Annotated in this window: 14 protein-coding genes and 1 other annotated feature; of the genes, 3 read left to right on the plus strand and 11 right to left on the minus strand. The window is 36.6% G+C overall.

Features of this window, described 5'->3' with window-relative positions:
* Positions 1–80 precede the first annotated feature (80 nt).
* The 5 genes from CLOS_RS14395 to CLOS_RS14415 all read right to left on the minus strand — a co-directional run bounded on the left by CLOS_RS14395 (position 81) and on the right by CLOS_RS14415 (position 3,314).
* Positions 81–416 carry a zinc ribbon domain-containing protein YjdM gene (locus CLOS_RS14395; protein ID WP_012160572.1) on the minus strand — a complete coding sequence of 112 codons (336 nt, stop codon included), beginning with the start codon at positions 414–416 and terminating at the stop codon, positions 81–83.
* 237 nt (positions 417–653) lie between these two features.
* Positions 654–1,019 carry a DUF4180 domain-containing protein gene (locus CLOS_RS14400; RefSeq protein ID WP_012160573.1) on the minus strand — a complete coding sequence of 122 codons (366 nt, stop codon included), beginning with the start codon at positions 1,017–1,019 and terminating at the stop codon, positions 654–656.
* 90 nt (positions 1,020–1,109) lie between these two features.
* Positions 1,110–1,583 (minus strand): helix-turn-helix domain-containing protein, encoded by a 474-nt coding sequence (locus CLOS_RS14405; RefSeq protein ID WP_012160574.1) that lies wholly within the window; start codon positions 1,581–1,583, stop codon positions 1,110–1,112.
* A 223-nt stretch (positions 1,584–1,806) separates the two neighbouring features.
* Positions 1,807–2,181, minus strand: coding sequence for a VOC family protein (locus CLOS_RS14410; protein ID WP_012160575.1), 375 nt, complete (start codon positions 2,179–2,181; stop codon positions 1,807–1,809).
* An 83-nt stretch (positions 2,182–2,264) separates the two neighbouring features.
* Entirely contained in the window at positions 2,265–3,314 is a 1,050-nt protein-coding gene (locus tag CLOS_RS14415) for an MBL fold metallo-hydrolase (protein WP_012160576.1), read from the minus strand.
* Positions 3,315–3,518: 204 nt separating this feature from the next.
* On the opposite strand from CLOS_RS14415, the gene CLOS_RS14420 reads away from it, so the two are divergent.
* From CLOS_RS14420 to CLOS_RS14430, 3 genes are all read left to right on the plus strand, one after another.
* A complete protein-coding gene (locus CLOS_RS14420) occupies positions 3,519–4,874 on the plus strand; it encodes a Na+/H+ antiporter NhaC family protein (RefSeq protein ID WP_012160577.1) in 1,356 nt (451 codons plus the stop codon).
* Positions 4,875–4,934: 60 nt separating this feature from the next.
* Positions 4,935–5,141: a binding site (T-box leader), on the plus strand.
* Positions 5,142–5,200: 59 nt separating this feature from the next.
* The gene (argS, locus tag CLOS_RS14425) at positions 5,201–6,964 is read left to right on the plus strand and encodes an arginine--tRNA ligase (RefSeq protein ID WP_012160578.1); all 1,764 of its coding nucleotides are present in this window, start codon (positions 5,201–5,203) and stop codon (positions 6,962–6,964) included.
* A gap of 246 nt (positions 6,965–7,210) precedes the next feature.
* Entirely contained in the window at positions 7,211–7,906 is a 696-nt protein-coding gene (locus CLOS_RS14430) for a YjjG family noncanonical pyrimidine nucleotidase (protein ID WP_012160579.1), read from the plus strand.
* 82 nt (positions 7,907–7,988) lie between these two features.
* Here CLOS_RS14430 and CLOS_RS14435 read toward each other — a convergent pair whose 3' ends face one another.
* The 6 genes from CLOS_RS14435 to CLOS_RS14460 all read right to left on the minus strand — a co-directional run bounded on the left by CLOS_RS14435 (position 7,989) and on the right by CLOS_RS14460 (position 14,475).
* Positions 7,989–9,392 carry an alanine/glycine:cation symporter family protein gene (locus tag CLOS_RS14435; RefSeq protein ID WP_012160580.1) on the minus strand — a complete coding sequence of 468 codons (1,404 nt, stop codon included), beginning with the start codon at positions 9,390–9,392 and terminating at the stop codon, positions 7,989–7,991.
* A 235-nt stretch (positions 9,393–9,627) separates the two neighbouring features.
* Entirely contained in the window at positions 9,628–10,503 is an 876-nt protein-coding gene (locus tag CLOS_RS14440) for a methionyl aminopeptidase (protein ID WP_012160581.1), read from the minus strand.
* Positions 10,504–10,548: 45 nt separating this feature from the next.
* A complete protein-coding gene (locus CLOS_RS14445) occupies positions 10,549–10,920 on the minus strand; it encodes a helix-turn-helix transcriptional regulator (protein ID WP_012160582.1) in 372 nt (123 codons plus the stop codon).
* A 183-nt stretch (positions 10,921–11,103) separates the two neighbouring features.
* Positions 11,104–11,979 (minus strand): AraC family transcriptional regulator, encoded by an 876-nt coding sequence (locus CLOS_RS14450; RefSeq protein WP_012160583.1) that lies wholly within the window; start codon positions 11,977–11,979, stop codon positions 11,104–11,106.
* 113 nt (positions 11,980–12,092) lie between these two features.
* Positions 12,093–13,319: a hypothetical protein gene (locus CLOS_RS14455; protein ID WP_012160584.1), complete on the minus strand. Its 1,227-nt coding sequence runs from the start codon at positions 13,317–13,319 to the stop codon at positions 12,093–12,095.
* A gap of 262 nt (positions 13,320–13,581) precedes the next feature.
* A complete protein-coding gene (locus CLOS_RS14460; RefSeq protein WP_012160585.1) occupies positions 13,582–14,475 on the minus strand; it encodes a DMT family transporter in 894 nt (297 codons plus the stop codon).
* Positions 14,476–14,483: the final 8 nt, after the last annotated feature.

Consider the following 14,483-nt stretch of genomic DNA (forward strand, 5'->3'; position numbering starts at 1 on the left):
ATAGCCTTGGCAATTGTTTTCATGTTAAACTTTCTAATCATAAAGGATGATTGAAGTGCCTATCCAATAGAACCCCTCATTTATGCCTTCTTAACAAACTCAGACTTTAATTTCATATCACCAAAGCCGTCAATTTTACAATCGATATCATGGTCTCCATCCACCAAACGAATATTTTTCACCTTGGTTCCCATTTTAACCACCAATGATGACCCTTTGACCTTTAGGTCTTTAATTACTGTGACTGTATCTCCATCGTTTAATACATTGCCATTGGCATCTTTTATAACCTTTTCATCTTCCGCGTTTCCTGCCTCCAGTGTCCATTCATGGCTACATTCTGGACAGATGAGCATACTACCATCCTCGTAAGTATATTCTGAACTGCATTTTGGACAATTCGGTAAAGTAAACATGATCGATTCCTCCATCTCTATTATATTATTTTTTCTATATCATAGGATCTCAAAGATTCCTAATTAAGCTTTGCAAAGGATAGCATCCTTGAAAATTACAAAAGCCTAGGGGTCTCCCCATAGGCTTCTATACTATCATAGTTCTCTTAGATTGACAAATGACTGTCTTTTGCGATTCTGATCCCTATACTTTTCACGGGTATTTTTATGAGCCCTAGTCTAGTGAATGTAGCCCTTTTAAGCGAAGGATAACTTCTGAATCGCCTCTTTATCGTTTCCTAAAAAGAATAAGTCCTTTCCATGGTTACTTTCGTAAATAAAATCCCTTAAGCTTTTACTTGAATATACGGAAAAATCTCCTACTATGGCCAGCTTTACATCGTAGTTCACAAATTTTTGCAATATTTCTCCTGCAACACCAGTTCTCAGGTTGAAAAAATCTTCACAGAGGGATGATTTCTGTAGAAGGATACGATTGCAATCGGACTGATACTGGACGGTTGCTATAAAGTCCAGTGCAGACTGTACATCCGTTATTAATATCTCATCACTGCTTACAACTGCAATGTCCATGTTATTTTCTGTTATTTTATTGATTTCCATAAGAGTTTTTGTATGATATGGCCAACAGCCAAAATCATACACTCCTTTCTTTTTTATTGTTATTAATTCACTATGATTTACCCACGAAGACTACTCTAGGATCATGGCAACAGAGCTTAATATATTTTCTGTAAATGCAATGCTCCCCCAAAGAATAACCCGAACCCTTTTGTCTCTTTCATCGTATTTTATCTGAATGGTATGTTGATCTCCTTCGTTTCTGTAACCATTGGCGATGGCTATTAATGTATTGGATACTCTGATATATTCATCCTTCTCCATTTCGTTCATATCGATTACGGAGGATACATGGATTTGCTTTTGCCTCTCTTCCCTGTCTCCTGCGGAGGAATATTCAACGCTCAGCTCTTCATTTACGATTTCAGTATCTGCTGTTTCATTGCTTTTTTCCATGAACACACTTAAATCATGTCCTGAAATCCGCCACTGCCTGCCCACTTTGGTGGCTCTAAGCTGCCCTTCATTTATAAATTTTCTGATGGTCTTATGATGCATATCCAATAGTTCTGCCACTTGATCGATGGTGTAAAATTTATTCTCCATACGATTGAATCTCCTCTTCATTATTTTATTCAAGTATAATCAGTTTTTTTATTAAAGTCAATATTTAATTGCTGTTTATTGTACTTAATTGTACTTTATTTATATTTGTTTCCATTAATTTTTGTGTCCAGAAAAGTCTATGACAAAAATAGAAAATACCCAGCGATCATAACTCTTCGCTGGGTATCGTTGCGCTTATGATAGGAAGAATACCATCCTATATTTAAAATCCTTCAATAAACTCAATTTCCACACCATTGGGATCTTCTATAAATGCTATTTTTTCCCCACTTGGAACTGCAATAGGCCCTCTGATGGGCTCTACGCCCTTGGATTTTAATTTCCTTAAAACCGCTTCTAAGTTCTGAACTTCTAATCCGACCGTTACCTTGGAGCCTTTAGAATCTTTAGGGCTCTTAGAAACATTTTGGTTGTATACAAGCTCTAGTTTTCCTGCTTCTTCATCCTTTAAAAAGACTAAATGAACGCCTTCCTCAGGACTGAATCGCTTGATCTCCGTAAACCCTAAAAGCTCCGTATAGAACACGAGAGATTCATCTAAATCCTTTACATGAATTGCAACAAATCCAATCTTCATATTTTTACCTCCATTCAATTATTTAAGAATTCTGTTCTATGATACATTGATTAAAAGTACGAATTAAATAAATTGGATGATCATCACCACCAAATGGATTCATTGTTCTCTGTTTGGTTCAATAGAATGCTTTGACCTATATTTGGAATAATGACTTCCATATTGGCCTCATTTGCCAAATATGTCATCTTCTTTGGAGGATCATTCCACTGATGTGTCGATAGAGAGAACGCTCCCCAGTGAACTGGCAATATTATCTTGGCATTTAAATCCACTGCCGCTGCTAAGGATTCCTCAGGCATCATATGGGCATCGGGCCATAGCTTGTTGTATTGGCCACATTCCATTAAGACAATCTCCATACTTCCATATTTTTTATGGATCTCCTTATAGTGGCTACCATAAGAGGAGTCCCCACTATAGAAAACCTTCCGGTCCTGATACTGAATCACCCAAGAGGACCATAGGGACGCATCTGCATCCAGGCCATATCTTCCAGAAAAATGTCTGGACGGTGTACAGGCGATGGTGACATCTTCCAGCTGAGATTCCTGCCACCAATTCATGGTGATGATTTTGCTCTTTTCAATGCCCCAATATTCTAGGTAGCTATTGACACCTAAGGGCACATAATAGCTACCAACTTTATGGTCGATGGCCAAGATCGTATCTTTGTCTAAGTGATCATAATGGTTGTGAGATATGATCACGCCATGGATATTTGGGAGTTCTTCTGCCCTTATGGGAATGTCCTTATAAAACCTGCTAAAGGACTTTATAGGAAATGGGGATACGTAATGCCCCAGTACAGGATCAATGAGCATCACTTTTCCACCGATTTGCACAACAGCGGATGAATGACCCAGCCAAGTGATGCCAATCTGTTGACTCTCTAATTCTATTAGACCACCTTGCTTTATAATAGGAATGATGCCAACCTGAGGCTTGAGATCTTTTTTATTCAAAATCCCCTTGATATGATCTTTATATTTGATCTCCCTTAAGCTTCTCTTGCTTGCTTCAGGATTCATAAATCTTCCCTTGGTGTAAATCGAACTAATTTGACTATAGTGCTCTCTCATTTGTTTATTTGGTTTCTTTCCAAAAGGATTCAGTCTGCGTAATTTTTGCATAATCAATACCTTCCATCCATCAAAACTTTATTACCATTATATCACAAGCATTCCATTCTAATACTTCTTACTTTTACTATTGAAGTTACAAGCATCTTCCAAATTTATTTGAATAACCTTCCAATTTATATTAATATGATTCTATATAGAAGTTGAATCACCTTTCCCAAACAGAGAATAAGCTTAAATAAAGGGGCGTTTACTATGGATATAATTGGTGGAATGATCTTTACATTTTGTGTTTTGATCTTTTCTGTATTGAAAGGAATTTATGTTGGTATTCCTCTATTCCTAAGTTTTTTAACATTTGCATTGATTTCATGGAAGAGAGAATTCTCCCTAAAGGATATCTATACAATGTCCTATAATGGCAGTAAAAAGTCTTTTGTCGTACTGAAAATTTTCTTGTTTATAGGTGCTATTACATCCGTATGGATGGCAGCAGGAACAGTTCCAGGCATCGTTTACTACGGCATAAAGTTCATGAACCCTAAATTCTTTATACTGTATTCCTTCTTAATCTGTACATTGGTTTCCTTCCTCCTTGGCACCGCTTTAGGAACCGTCAGCACTGCAGGTCTGGCTCTTATCGTCATGGCGAGAAGTGGAAATATGAACCTGAATATAGCAGCAGGAGCCATTATGGCAGGTGCCTATTTTGGAGATCGTTGCTCTCCCATGTCTTCCAGCGCAAACTTAGTTGCAAATTTGACAGAAACGGATCTTTATACCAATATACGCAATATGTTTTTGACCGGAGCCATCCCCTTCGTTCTATCTACAGGAATCTATACCTTCATCTCACTGAATCAGCCTTTAACCTTCAGTGAAAGCAGTATCCACAGTGATCTAACCAATACCTTTTATATCCACTGGATCGTTTTAGTACCAGCAATGATCATCCTCCTATTGTCTTTATTTAAAGTAAATGTGAAGCACTCCATGTCCCTCAGTATTCTATCGGCAGGGATCATCGGTATTTCACTTCAGAATTATAGTGTGGCCCATATGTTTCAATACTTACTTTTAGGATTTCACCTAGAGCCCTCCCATCCTCTGTACACCATCATCAAGGGTGGTGGGATCTTCTCCATGTGGAAGGCGGCCCTTGTTGTATTCATATCCTGTGCCCTAGCTGGAATACTGGAGGGAACCGATATGCTAAAAGGCACTGAAAGCACCTTAAGAAAGGCAAATTCGCGGAAGGATTTATTTCTGTACACTGCCATCGTCAGCGGTATAACTGCTGCTGTTGGATGCAGTCAGGCCATTGCAGTCGTTCTAACAAATCAGCTCATGGGGAATATTTATAAGGAAAGAAACGTGGATTCCTATCAGCTGGCAATTGATTTAGAAAACACTGGAATCGTTCTAGCAGCAATTATTCCATGGAGCTTAGCTGCCTTTGTGCCGACTACGACCATGAATGTCAGTGCCACAGGCTTCATTCCATATGCTTTCTATATCTATTTTATTCCGATTACCAACTTTATGCAGTATAGATTTTCAAAAACCCATCGCAATGAACCTCCAATAAATTTTTCTGATTCTAAAATTTAATTGAAAGAATTCATTGACATCAAATATGCCATACTATACAATAATCAATAATATATCTAAAAAAATTCGATGATGAGAAGAGTATCAATTTATATTTCTAACAGCGAGCAGAAGGTTGGTGAAAGTTCTGCAAGAAAGAGAATTGGGAAAAGGGCCTCTGAGAAGCTACCTGAGCATTTGCAAGGGTGTGTCGTTAACTGCGTTAAAGTTCTGAGTGGACTATTTTAGTCAAATTGAGTGGTACCGCGGATTATACCCGTCTCTATTTTTATTTAGAGATGGGTTTTTTATTTTTTTATGAACAAATAAAATTAGGAGGTATTTATATGGAATTACTGATTAAGCAAATCAGTGCTTTTGTAGAAGATGTTTTTGAGCAAAAAGGTTACGACAAAAAGTATGGAATGGTTACTGTATCGGACCGACCGGACCTATGCCAATTCCAATGTAACGGTGCTCTACCTGCCGCTAAAGAATATAAGAAAGCACCGATTCAAATTGCCAATGATTTATTACCAGCTTTAAAAAATGTTGAAATCTTTGAAGAAATTACGATTGCTGGCCCTGGGTTTATCAATATCAACGTTAAAGACAGCTTCCTAGCTGCCTATGTGAATGAAATGTATGGCAGTGAAAAATTAGGACTAGAGGAACCTGCCGAGCCACAGACCATCATCATTGATTACGGTGGTGCCAATGTTGCAAAACCCCTTCACGTTGGTCATCTAAGAGCCGCTATCATCGGAGAAAGCCTTAAAAGAATCTCTAGATTTGTAGGGCATAAGGTTATCGGTGATGTTCATTTAGGTGACTGGGGCTTACAAATGGGAATGGTCATTTCAGAACTGAGAAGACGTAGCCCACACCTTCCATATTTTGACGAAAGCTATGAAGGTGAATATCCAGCAGAAGCTCCCTTTACCATAGATGAACTGGAAGATATCTATCCTGCAGCCAGTAAGCTGGCAAAATCTGATGCAGCTGCTATGGAAGAGGCGCAGCAGGCAACTGCGGAGTTACAAAAAGGCAGAAGAGGCTATATGGCCTTATGGCAACACATTCTAAATGTTTCTGTAGCAGATTTAAAGAAGGGCTACGGTAACTTAAACGTAGACTTTGATCTTTGGAATGGTGAAAGTGATTGCCAAAAATACATCGATGTTATGGTGGATTATCTGAAGAAGAATAACTATACCTCATTCAGTGATGGTTTGTTGATCGTAGATGTAGCCAAGGAAACGGATAACCACGTGATTCCTCCTTTCATCGTCCTAAAGACCGACGGTTCTTCTTTATATAGTACAACAGACCTTGCAACCATTTGGGAGAGGGTTCAAGATTATGATCCAGATCAAATCATCTATGTAGTTGATAAAAGACAGGAATTGCACTTTGAACAAGTCTTCCGATGTGCTAAAAAGACAAAAATTGCAGGTGAAGATTTAACCCTAAAATTCTTAGGATTCGGTACGATGAATGGAAAGGATGGCAAGCCATTTAAGACAAGAGAAGGCGGCGTTATGCGACTTCAAGATTTAATTCAAATCATTAAGGATGCCGTTTATAACAAACTTCAAGAAAATGAAGCGATTGATCCGAGTGAAGTAGATGAAATTTCTAGAAAAGTAGGCTTAGCTGCTTTAAAATATGGAGACTTATCGAACCAAATTACGAAGGATTATGTATTCGATATCGATCGTTTTGCTTCCTTTGAAGGAAACACCGGCCCTTACATTCTCTACACTATAGTACGAATTAAATCCATTCTTAGAAGAATTGCTGCAGAAGGGTTCCAAGCTTCTGATAAAATCGGAGTGCCTCATAGCGATGTGGAGCGTAGTCTGCTTCTAAAGTTGAGCCGATTCAATGAGACTGTGGAATTCAGTTTTGTAAATCATTCTCCAAATAGGATCTGTGATTATATTTACGATTTAGCCAATACATTCAATAAGTTCTACCATGATACTAAGATCATTTCTGAGACAGAATTTGAGAAGAAATCATCTTGGATTAACTTAATTACATTAACTATGAATGTATTAGAAACCTGCTTAGAGTTACTTGGAATCGAAGCACCGGAAAAAATGTAAATTAAAATTGGAAAGAGCTGTCTTAGAATGTGTAAGACAGCTCTTTTATAGAATTCATACAACGAACATCATATTGTATAGTTTCATCCGACGAAATACACATTTGTTATTTATTAATGGATAACAAATATGGAATTTGAAAGGCGCTTTAAAAATAAAATTCCTAAAGTTTATTCTTTGCCCTAGGATTTTATAGTATAATAGACAGGACTAATTCGCTATGAAATTATGGTAGGAGGAATTATTATGGGATATAAGGTGATTCTATTCGATGCAGATGATACTTTATTCGACTTTAAAAGATCCGAAAGAGATGCTCTCAAAAATGCGATACTGCATTTTAATATAGAATACAATGAAGACATTCACTTAAAGATTTATCAGGAAGTAAATCACCAGGTTTGGGCAGAATTCGAGAAAGGGATGATTACCCAGGAAAAATTAAAGATTGAAAGATTCAAAAGGCTTTCAGATCGATTAGGAATCCAGCTTGATACGGTAAAGTTTGCAGAATTGTATATGAAATACCTATCCTATGGTTCTTTTTTGTATGAGGAAACGACTCCGCTTATTAAAAACCTATACGAAAATTATCAGCTTGCAATCATTACCAATGGCCTTCGAGATGTACAGAACAATCGAATACGAAAATCCACCATAGCAGAGTATTTCGATGATATTGTCATATCCGAGGAAGTCAAGGTGTCCAAGCCAGACCCTAAGATATTTGAAATTGCTTTAGAGCATTTAAAACATATAGATAAAAGTACTGTGCTGATGGTAGGCGATAGCTTAAGCTCCGATATTCAAGGGGGTTTAAACTTCGGGATTGATACCTGCTGGTTTAATCCCCATAAAAAGGTTAACAATACTGCCATACAGCCTAAGTACGAAATTTCCAGCCTTATGGCGCTTATAGATATTCTAAATGACAAGAAATAGATATCTACTTGTTTTAAGCTAGTAAACGAAACAGCCACCTAAAGCTTAGATCATTCTAGCTCTCGGTGGCTGCTATTTTTACTTAGTTTTTACTTAATTGCTTATTCTCAAAGCTATAATCATAGTGTAGTCGTTCTCCCTTAGAAATCTGTCCTTCATAATCACATAAGATTTTTTTGGACTCTTTAAATAATACAAAGATTGCGATTATGTTTGGAATTACCATAATTCCATTGAACATATCTGCTAAGCTCCATACAAAATCCACTTGTTGATAAGAACCAACAACGATGAATGCCAATACAATTAGCTGATATAATCTAATTGAATTCTTATTCTTAAACAAGAATCTTATGTTATTCTCTCCAAAATAATACCATCCTACAACAGTTGTAAAGGCGAAGAATGTTAAACAAACCGCTAAAAACTTTTCTCCCCAAGGCCCAAAGGCTATTCTAAATGCTGCCTGTGTTATGCCAACACCTACTGCTCCCGATTGATCTGCACCCGTTGCTAAAATAACCAAAGCAGTTGCTGTACATGCCAACATGGTATCAATAAATACAGCAACCATTGCTGATAATCCTTGCTCCGCTGGATGTTTAACATCGGCTACGGCATGGGAGTTCGGTGTAGAACCCATTCCGGCTTCATTTGAGAAGAGACCCCTAGCAACTCCAAAACGTACTGCTTGCTTTATACTAATACCAACGGCACCACCTAAAACAGCTGCCGGATTAAAAGCACCCACAAAAATCGATTTCATCACTGGAATAAAATCTGCTCTAAACATTACAATTACAGCTATTGCACCGAAAATATATACTACGGCCATTACTGGAACTACCATCTCTGCAAAGGTTGCAATTCTCTTTATTCCACCAATAAATATCAAGCCTGCAAATATGGCTATAACAACACCTATCATCAATTGTGAAACATTAAATGCAGTACTTACTGCACTAGCGATGGAATTGGATTGAACCATATTCCCTATGAATCCTAAGGCAATGATAATTGCAATGGCAAAGAATGAAGCTAAACCTTTTGTACCCATTCCATTTTTTATATAATATGCAGGTCCACCAACCAGTTGCCCATCCTCTGTTCTCTCCCTATACTTTAAAGCAAGCGTTGCTTCAACAAATATGGTTGACATTCCAAAGAAAGCCGATACCCACATCCATAAAATAGCACCCGGTCCCCCTAAAGCGATGGCTGTCGCTACCCCTGCAACGTTACCCGTCCCAATCTGTGCAGCGATGGACGTAGCCAATGCCTGAAAGGAAGACATACTCCCCTCTTTATTTGCCTCTTTTTTAAATACACCGCCAAATACCTGCTTTACAGCCGTTCCAAATTTCGTTATCTGGGGAAATCCTAGTCTTATGGAGCAGTAAATACCAACACCTACAAGACCAACAATTAGTACATAATCCCATAAAATTCCGTTTACCTTACTCACAATGCTTTCTAACATATACATCTGTCATGCCCCCTTGTTTGTTTATAATAATTTTTATGATTTCGTTATTATTTTAACAATAAATGAATGTTTTGTCCAGTTAAACCATCGGCGTTTTTCGCCATTTTTTGCATGTTAATGTCTCTATACAGCTTCATAGCTACCATTCCCACATTATTTATTGTTATTTTTTTGTCTATGATGTAAAAAATAAGGTGGAATATGAATATAGTTCCACATTCCACCTTCGCTCATATTAATATGCCAATATCTCATGTCCCTCATTTGTTACCAATACCATTATTTCACTTTGTGCTGATGGTTGCCCATCCGCTGTATAAAATGTCCAACCATTCTTTTGATCTAAAAATATTTTATCAGTACCCATATTGAGCATTGGTTCTATTGTAAATATCATTCCCGGCACCATCAGCATCTCTGTTTTTTGCTTAGAAACATAGCTCACCCATGGCTCTTCATGGAAAGCCAATCCAATACCATGACCGCCAATCTCTCTTACAACAGAATATCCATTATTGGTAGCATGTTCATGTATGGCTTGACCCATATCTCCTAAGAAACCCCACGGTTGAACTTGTTTTAGTCCCAGTTCAATACATTCACCTACCACACCAACCAGTCTTTCTTTTTTTGCATCCACATCACCAATACAGAACATTCTAGAAGAATCGGAAAAGTATCCCTTATAATTCGTTGAAACATCAACGTTAATAATATCTCCATTGCGGAGTACTACATTCTTTGATGGGATCCCATGACATACCTGATCATTAACTGAAGTACATACATTTTTAGAAAATCCTTTATAATGAAGCTGTGCAGGTACACCGCCAAGTTCTATTGTTTTTTTATAAACTAGTTCGTTTATATTCTCAGTAGTTATACCAGCCTCTATATTTTCTGCAATATAGTCTAAAACTGCAATATTTACTTTTCCACTTTCACGTATTTTCGATATTTGTTCAGATGTTTTTATAATGCTTTTAGGTGGAACAATATGTCCCTGTCTCTTATAATCTTTAATTCGATCATCAAACTCAGCATGACACTTTTTATATTTGATTTGGCTACCACACCAACATAGATCATTTCTCATTAATCTATTATGCATTCTACTCTCCTCTTTATTAAAATAATATTTTCAAACCTCTATAAATTAATTGTTTTGCAATGGGAATATGCTCGGTTTCGTGTATAGTTCAATGTTGGTTATTGCTTTTCGATACTGACCTGGAGTGTATCCGTAAGTATTTACGAATGCTCTTGCAAAACTTTCTTGAGAGGAGAATCCGTATTTCAATGCGATATCTAAAAGTCTATGCTGTGTATTCTTTACTTCCATTGCGGCAAGAGATAATCTACGCTTAGATATATATTGTTTGAAGGTTATTCCTACATATTCATGGAATTTCTTAGAACAGTAAAACTGCGAGTAGCCAACATAACTAGACATATCACTCAGTGTTGGATTCATTGTAATATGATCCTCTATCCAGTTCACCATATTTTCTACAGTTTTTATAGACAATGATATTCCCCCTCTCTATAGGCATATTATATCAAACTCAATCATCAAAAACCTGACATAACTTGCAATAATATTTTTATTCGCTGGAATATATAGGATGACTGAATACTTTATAAATATTCTACACGAGAGGCTGTAAAAGCTTTAAATAGTCCTATTACCTAGGAATACACTAGATTACTCTTAATTTTTAACAATTGCAATCCATACTTCTTGATGATTTTCTGGCATATAAGATTCAATCACTGGAAGATTCGCTAACTGATAGCCTGAATTTGGCAGCCATTCCGTATAGAATTGTTTATAAACCTTCTGTACGGCATCTGGCAGTTCACCATTTGCCTCAAAAATCACCCATGTTGACCCTGGATATGAAAATTCCTCCATTCCTTCAGGCGGTGAAACATGATTACACGTAGGAAGGTCTACGTGGTTTGTAACCGCTACTATATAATTCATTTCTTCAGAATTTCCCCATTGTCCACCTTCGCTTATACCAAGAACGCCAGCAGGACGATAATCTACTTTCTCAAAGAGTTTAAAGAATCGATCCATGGTACCATTTTTCCAAGCATTCTCCCATATCTGAGGAATGATTTCAAATGCCTCCGATGTATTAATCTGATTGGCTATTCCTGCTACCTTAAACGCAGGAAACTGTTCAATTTTATAGTTCATGTGGTTTTCCCCCTTTATCGTCATTTGAAAGGATAGCTTAGGACAGGATTTTAGCTGAACTGTTTCGTTTCTTACAGTAGAAGGCAGCACACCATGATAATTTCTAAAAGCACGAGAAAACGCATCCTGTGACTCGTATCCATATTTTAAAGAAATATCAATAATTCTTTCTGTACTGTTTAGGATATCAAAAGCTGCCAGTGTTAAGCGTCTATTTCGTATATATTCAGACAATGGTTTGTCTGCAATGTAAGAGAACATTCTTTGAAAATTATAGATAGAACATCCTGCGATCTTAGATATCCTCTCATGTGAAATCTCATCTGTAAGATGGTCCTCTATATAGCTTATAACCTCATTCATTCGATGAACCCAATTCATAGCTGTCCCCTCCTATTAAAATCATACATTATTCAAATTAAAAACACTCGATATTTCGTGCCGCATTTTATCTGGTATTAATTAAAGATGCTACTTGTTTCTATAATCTAGAGTTATCGATAGAGAACTATATCATTGTTATAAATAGAACATGCTCCCTCGTATTTTATATGACCCTTTGATTGAAGGTCCATAATATGAACAAACTCAAAATAATTTTCTTCTTCATCTTCAACCCATTGCCAACAAATTAAATATCGATGGTTGATCATCTCTTTAAAATAAAGATTCTTCCCCTTTTTAAAAGAAAAAGTATCGTCAAAGTTATATATTCCCCTAATTTCAATAGAATCATCTAATTCAACTTCTTCATATATCGTATCTCCATAAATCAATCTACCCTTTATTTTTTTATGATGTATTTCTTTCACTACTGTAGGCACAAATTTTTCTTTATCTAGGGCATGTACTTTTTCAATTCCAGTTTTAAAATCCTTTTCTCTAAAATATATATTTCTTTCATCCATTCCTAGATATCTTACCCATCCATCTAAATATCTTTTTTTAATTTCTTTAAACTGTATATTTTTCTGTCCTCTTTTAATACTTTCCACGAAATCGTTAACAGGGATATAGTATAACCCTTCTATTTCTTTAACTAAGTTTTTATCTAAGCGACCATCCTTTATTGCATTATAAATATATTCCTCATATTCGTAATCCTCCATATAAGTTTCATTAAACAGTAAATATTCTTCATCATTATGGGTAAAGGTAGGCAAACAATCAAGTAAACCATGGACCACCGTAAGTCCATTGACTAATCTTAAGTCGTTTACAAGGTATATTTGATCTTCTAGTAAGTCACATAAATATATAAAATGGCTATACCCAGCCTCTTTATAAAAACCGTACTTATCCTCATCCATCTCATCAATATCTGCATAGAATAAAAAATAACGGCTATTGATGACGATTGGAATAGAAGTTACTTCTTCTTTCACTTCAAAAATATGCTTGGATTTAATCTTCTTAGAATTTCTATCTAAAGCATCTACTTCTATGCTATTTAAATTTTTAAAACACGGTTTAATTATTAAAATATCATTTTCAATAATGTAAGTATGTTGACTATAGAACTCTGCTTCTGGAATTTCATAAGTATATATTTCTTCCACCACGCCTGTGCTCAGTTCATAGCTATTTATACTGAAATAATACTTACCGTTTCTTTCTATTTCTTTAGTAAAGATAATTTCTTGTTCTTCAAAGCTTAAAATCTTATTTCTTGCACCACAATGCTCTCTAATGTCAATAATTTTTATATCTGCTCTACCCATTTTCCAATACCGTCCCCTTCTTAAGATGTATATATCTTCTTCAGCCTTACCTACAAAACCAAAGGTATTATAGCTTTATTATAGCAGACGGCTAAAATAATAGCGCTATATCCATCGCTTAAGTTTTTTAAGGCTCTGTATTAATCGTTCTCTGGCTTCAGATTCTGTAAACCCTTCTTTCATCTCATTATAAAAAACAAACTACGACACCTCTATGTCATAGCTTGTTTTTTTATAAATTTCTCGTCTAATAAATTGCAAGTTATAACTCTATCACCATATCTTCCATCTTTTCCTTTTCTGGATAAGAGTTTAGGATGAGTCCACAAAATAAAAGTACCCCACCTATAATAGAAATACCTGTAAGCCTTTCTTTAAATACAACTACCCCGAGTATGGCTGCAGTCAGCGGCTCTACCAAAGTTAAAGCCACTGCCTTAGGCGTTGAAATACTCACCAGTGCATAGGCAAATAGGGTATAGGCTACAGCAGTTGCTACGATTCCTAAATGGAGCATAGTTACAATTCCACGAGTAGTACCTAACCAGCTTATATCCTGAAAAAATAAGATCGGTGATAATAGGACTGCACTGATAAAAAATATGAGCCCATTGACTGGCTCCATCGGTGAATTCTCAAATAATTTCTTAGACACCTTCACATAGATAGCATAGGATATGCCTGCACCGATAGACAAAATAGAGCCCCATACATTCATATTCATAGCGTCCTGTCCCCCAAATAGCAAGCCGCACCCTACAATGGACAATGCAGTTCCTAGAACCCATCTGCTACTGAGTTTTTCTCCAAAAACACACTCTATAATACCAGAAAAAACAGGTGCACTTCCTAAGGCTAAAACCGTTCCAACTGCAATTCCTGTCTTAGATACGCCTAAGAAGAAAAGTGGTTGATAAACTGCCATACATAGAGAGGCTGTTAGCAGTAATTTTTTATCCAACTCTATTTTCGTCTTAAATGCACCTCTTATTTTTGCCATCAAAAGTAAAGCTGTGCCCCCTATGGCCATACGTAGTGCACCAACCGCCATCGGTGTAGCATTTTGTGGGGCAAATGCCTGGGAAGAGCCTGTAGTCCCCCATAGTACAGCTGCCATTATTACAAGCATCTGTGCCTTTAAATTTCTTTCCTTCATAATGTTAT

The organism is Alkaliphilus oremlandii OhILAs (genome assembly GCF_000018325.1).
In the GTDB taxonomy this organism is placed as follows: domain Bacteria; phylum Bacillota; class Clostridia; order Peptostreptococcales; family Natronincolaceae; genus Alkaliphilus_B; species Alkaliphilus_B oremlandii.

Coding starts and splice junctions, on each gene's coding strand:
- CLOS_RS14395 (WP_012160572.1), bottom strand. CDS start 416: ATGTTTACTTTACCGAATTGTCCAAAATGCAGTTCAGAATATACTTAC.
- CLOS_RS14400 (WP_012160573.1), bottom strand. CDS start 1,019: ATGGAAATCAATAAAATAACAGAAAATAACATGGACATTGCAGTTGTA.
- CLOS_RS14405 (WP_012160574.1), bottom strand. CDS start 1,583: ATGGAGAATAAATTTTACACCATCGATCAAGTGGCAGAACTATTGGAT.
- CLOS_RS14410 (WP_012160575.1), bottom strand. CDS start 2,181: ATGAAGATTGGATTTGTTGCAATTCATGTAAAGGATTTAGATGAATCT.
- CLOS_RS14415 (WP_012160576.1), bottom strand. CDS start 3,314: ATGCAAAAATTACGCAGACTGAATCCTTTTGGAAAGAAACCAAATAAA.
- CLOS_RS14420 (WP_012160577.1), top strand. CDS start 3,519: ATGGATATAATTGGTGGAATGATCTTTACATTTTGTGTTTTGATCTTT.
- argS (WP_012160578.1), top strand. CDS start 5,201: ATGGAATTACTGATTAAGCAAATCAGTGCTTTTGTAGAAGATGTTTTT.
- CLOS_RS14430 (WP_012160579.1), top strand. CDS start 7,211: ATGGGATATAAGGTGATTCTATTCGATGCAGATGATACTTTATTCGAC.
- CLOS_RS14435 (WP_012160580.1), bottom strand. CDS start 9,392: ATGTATATGTTAGAAAGCATTGTGAGTAAGGTAAACGGAATTTTATGG.
- CLOS_RS14440 (WP_012160581.1), bottom strand. CDS start 10,503: ATGCATAATAGATTAATGAGAAATGATCTATGTTGGTGTGGTAGCCAA.
- CLOS_RS14450 (WP_012160583.1), bottom strand. CDS start 11,979: ATGAATTGGGTTCATCGAATGAATGAGGTTATAAGCTATATAGAGGAC.
- CLOS_RS14455 (WP_012160584.1), bottom strand. CDS start 13,319: ATGGGTAGAGCAGATATAAAAATTATTGACATTAGAGAGCATTGTGGT.
- CLOS_RS14460 (WP_012160585.1), bottom strand. CDS start 14,475: ATGAAGGAAAGAAATTTAAAGGCACAGATGCTTGTAATAATGGCAGCT.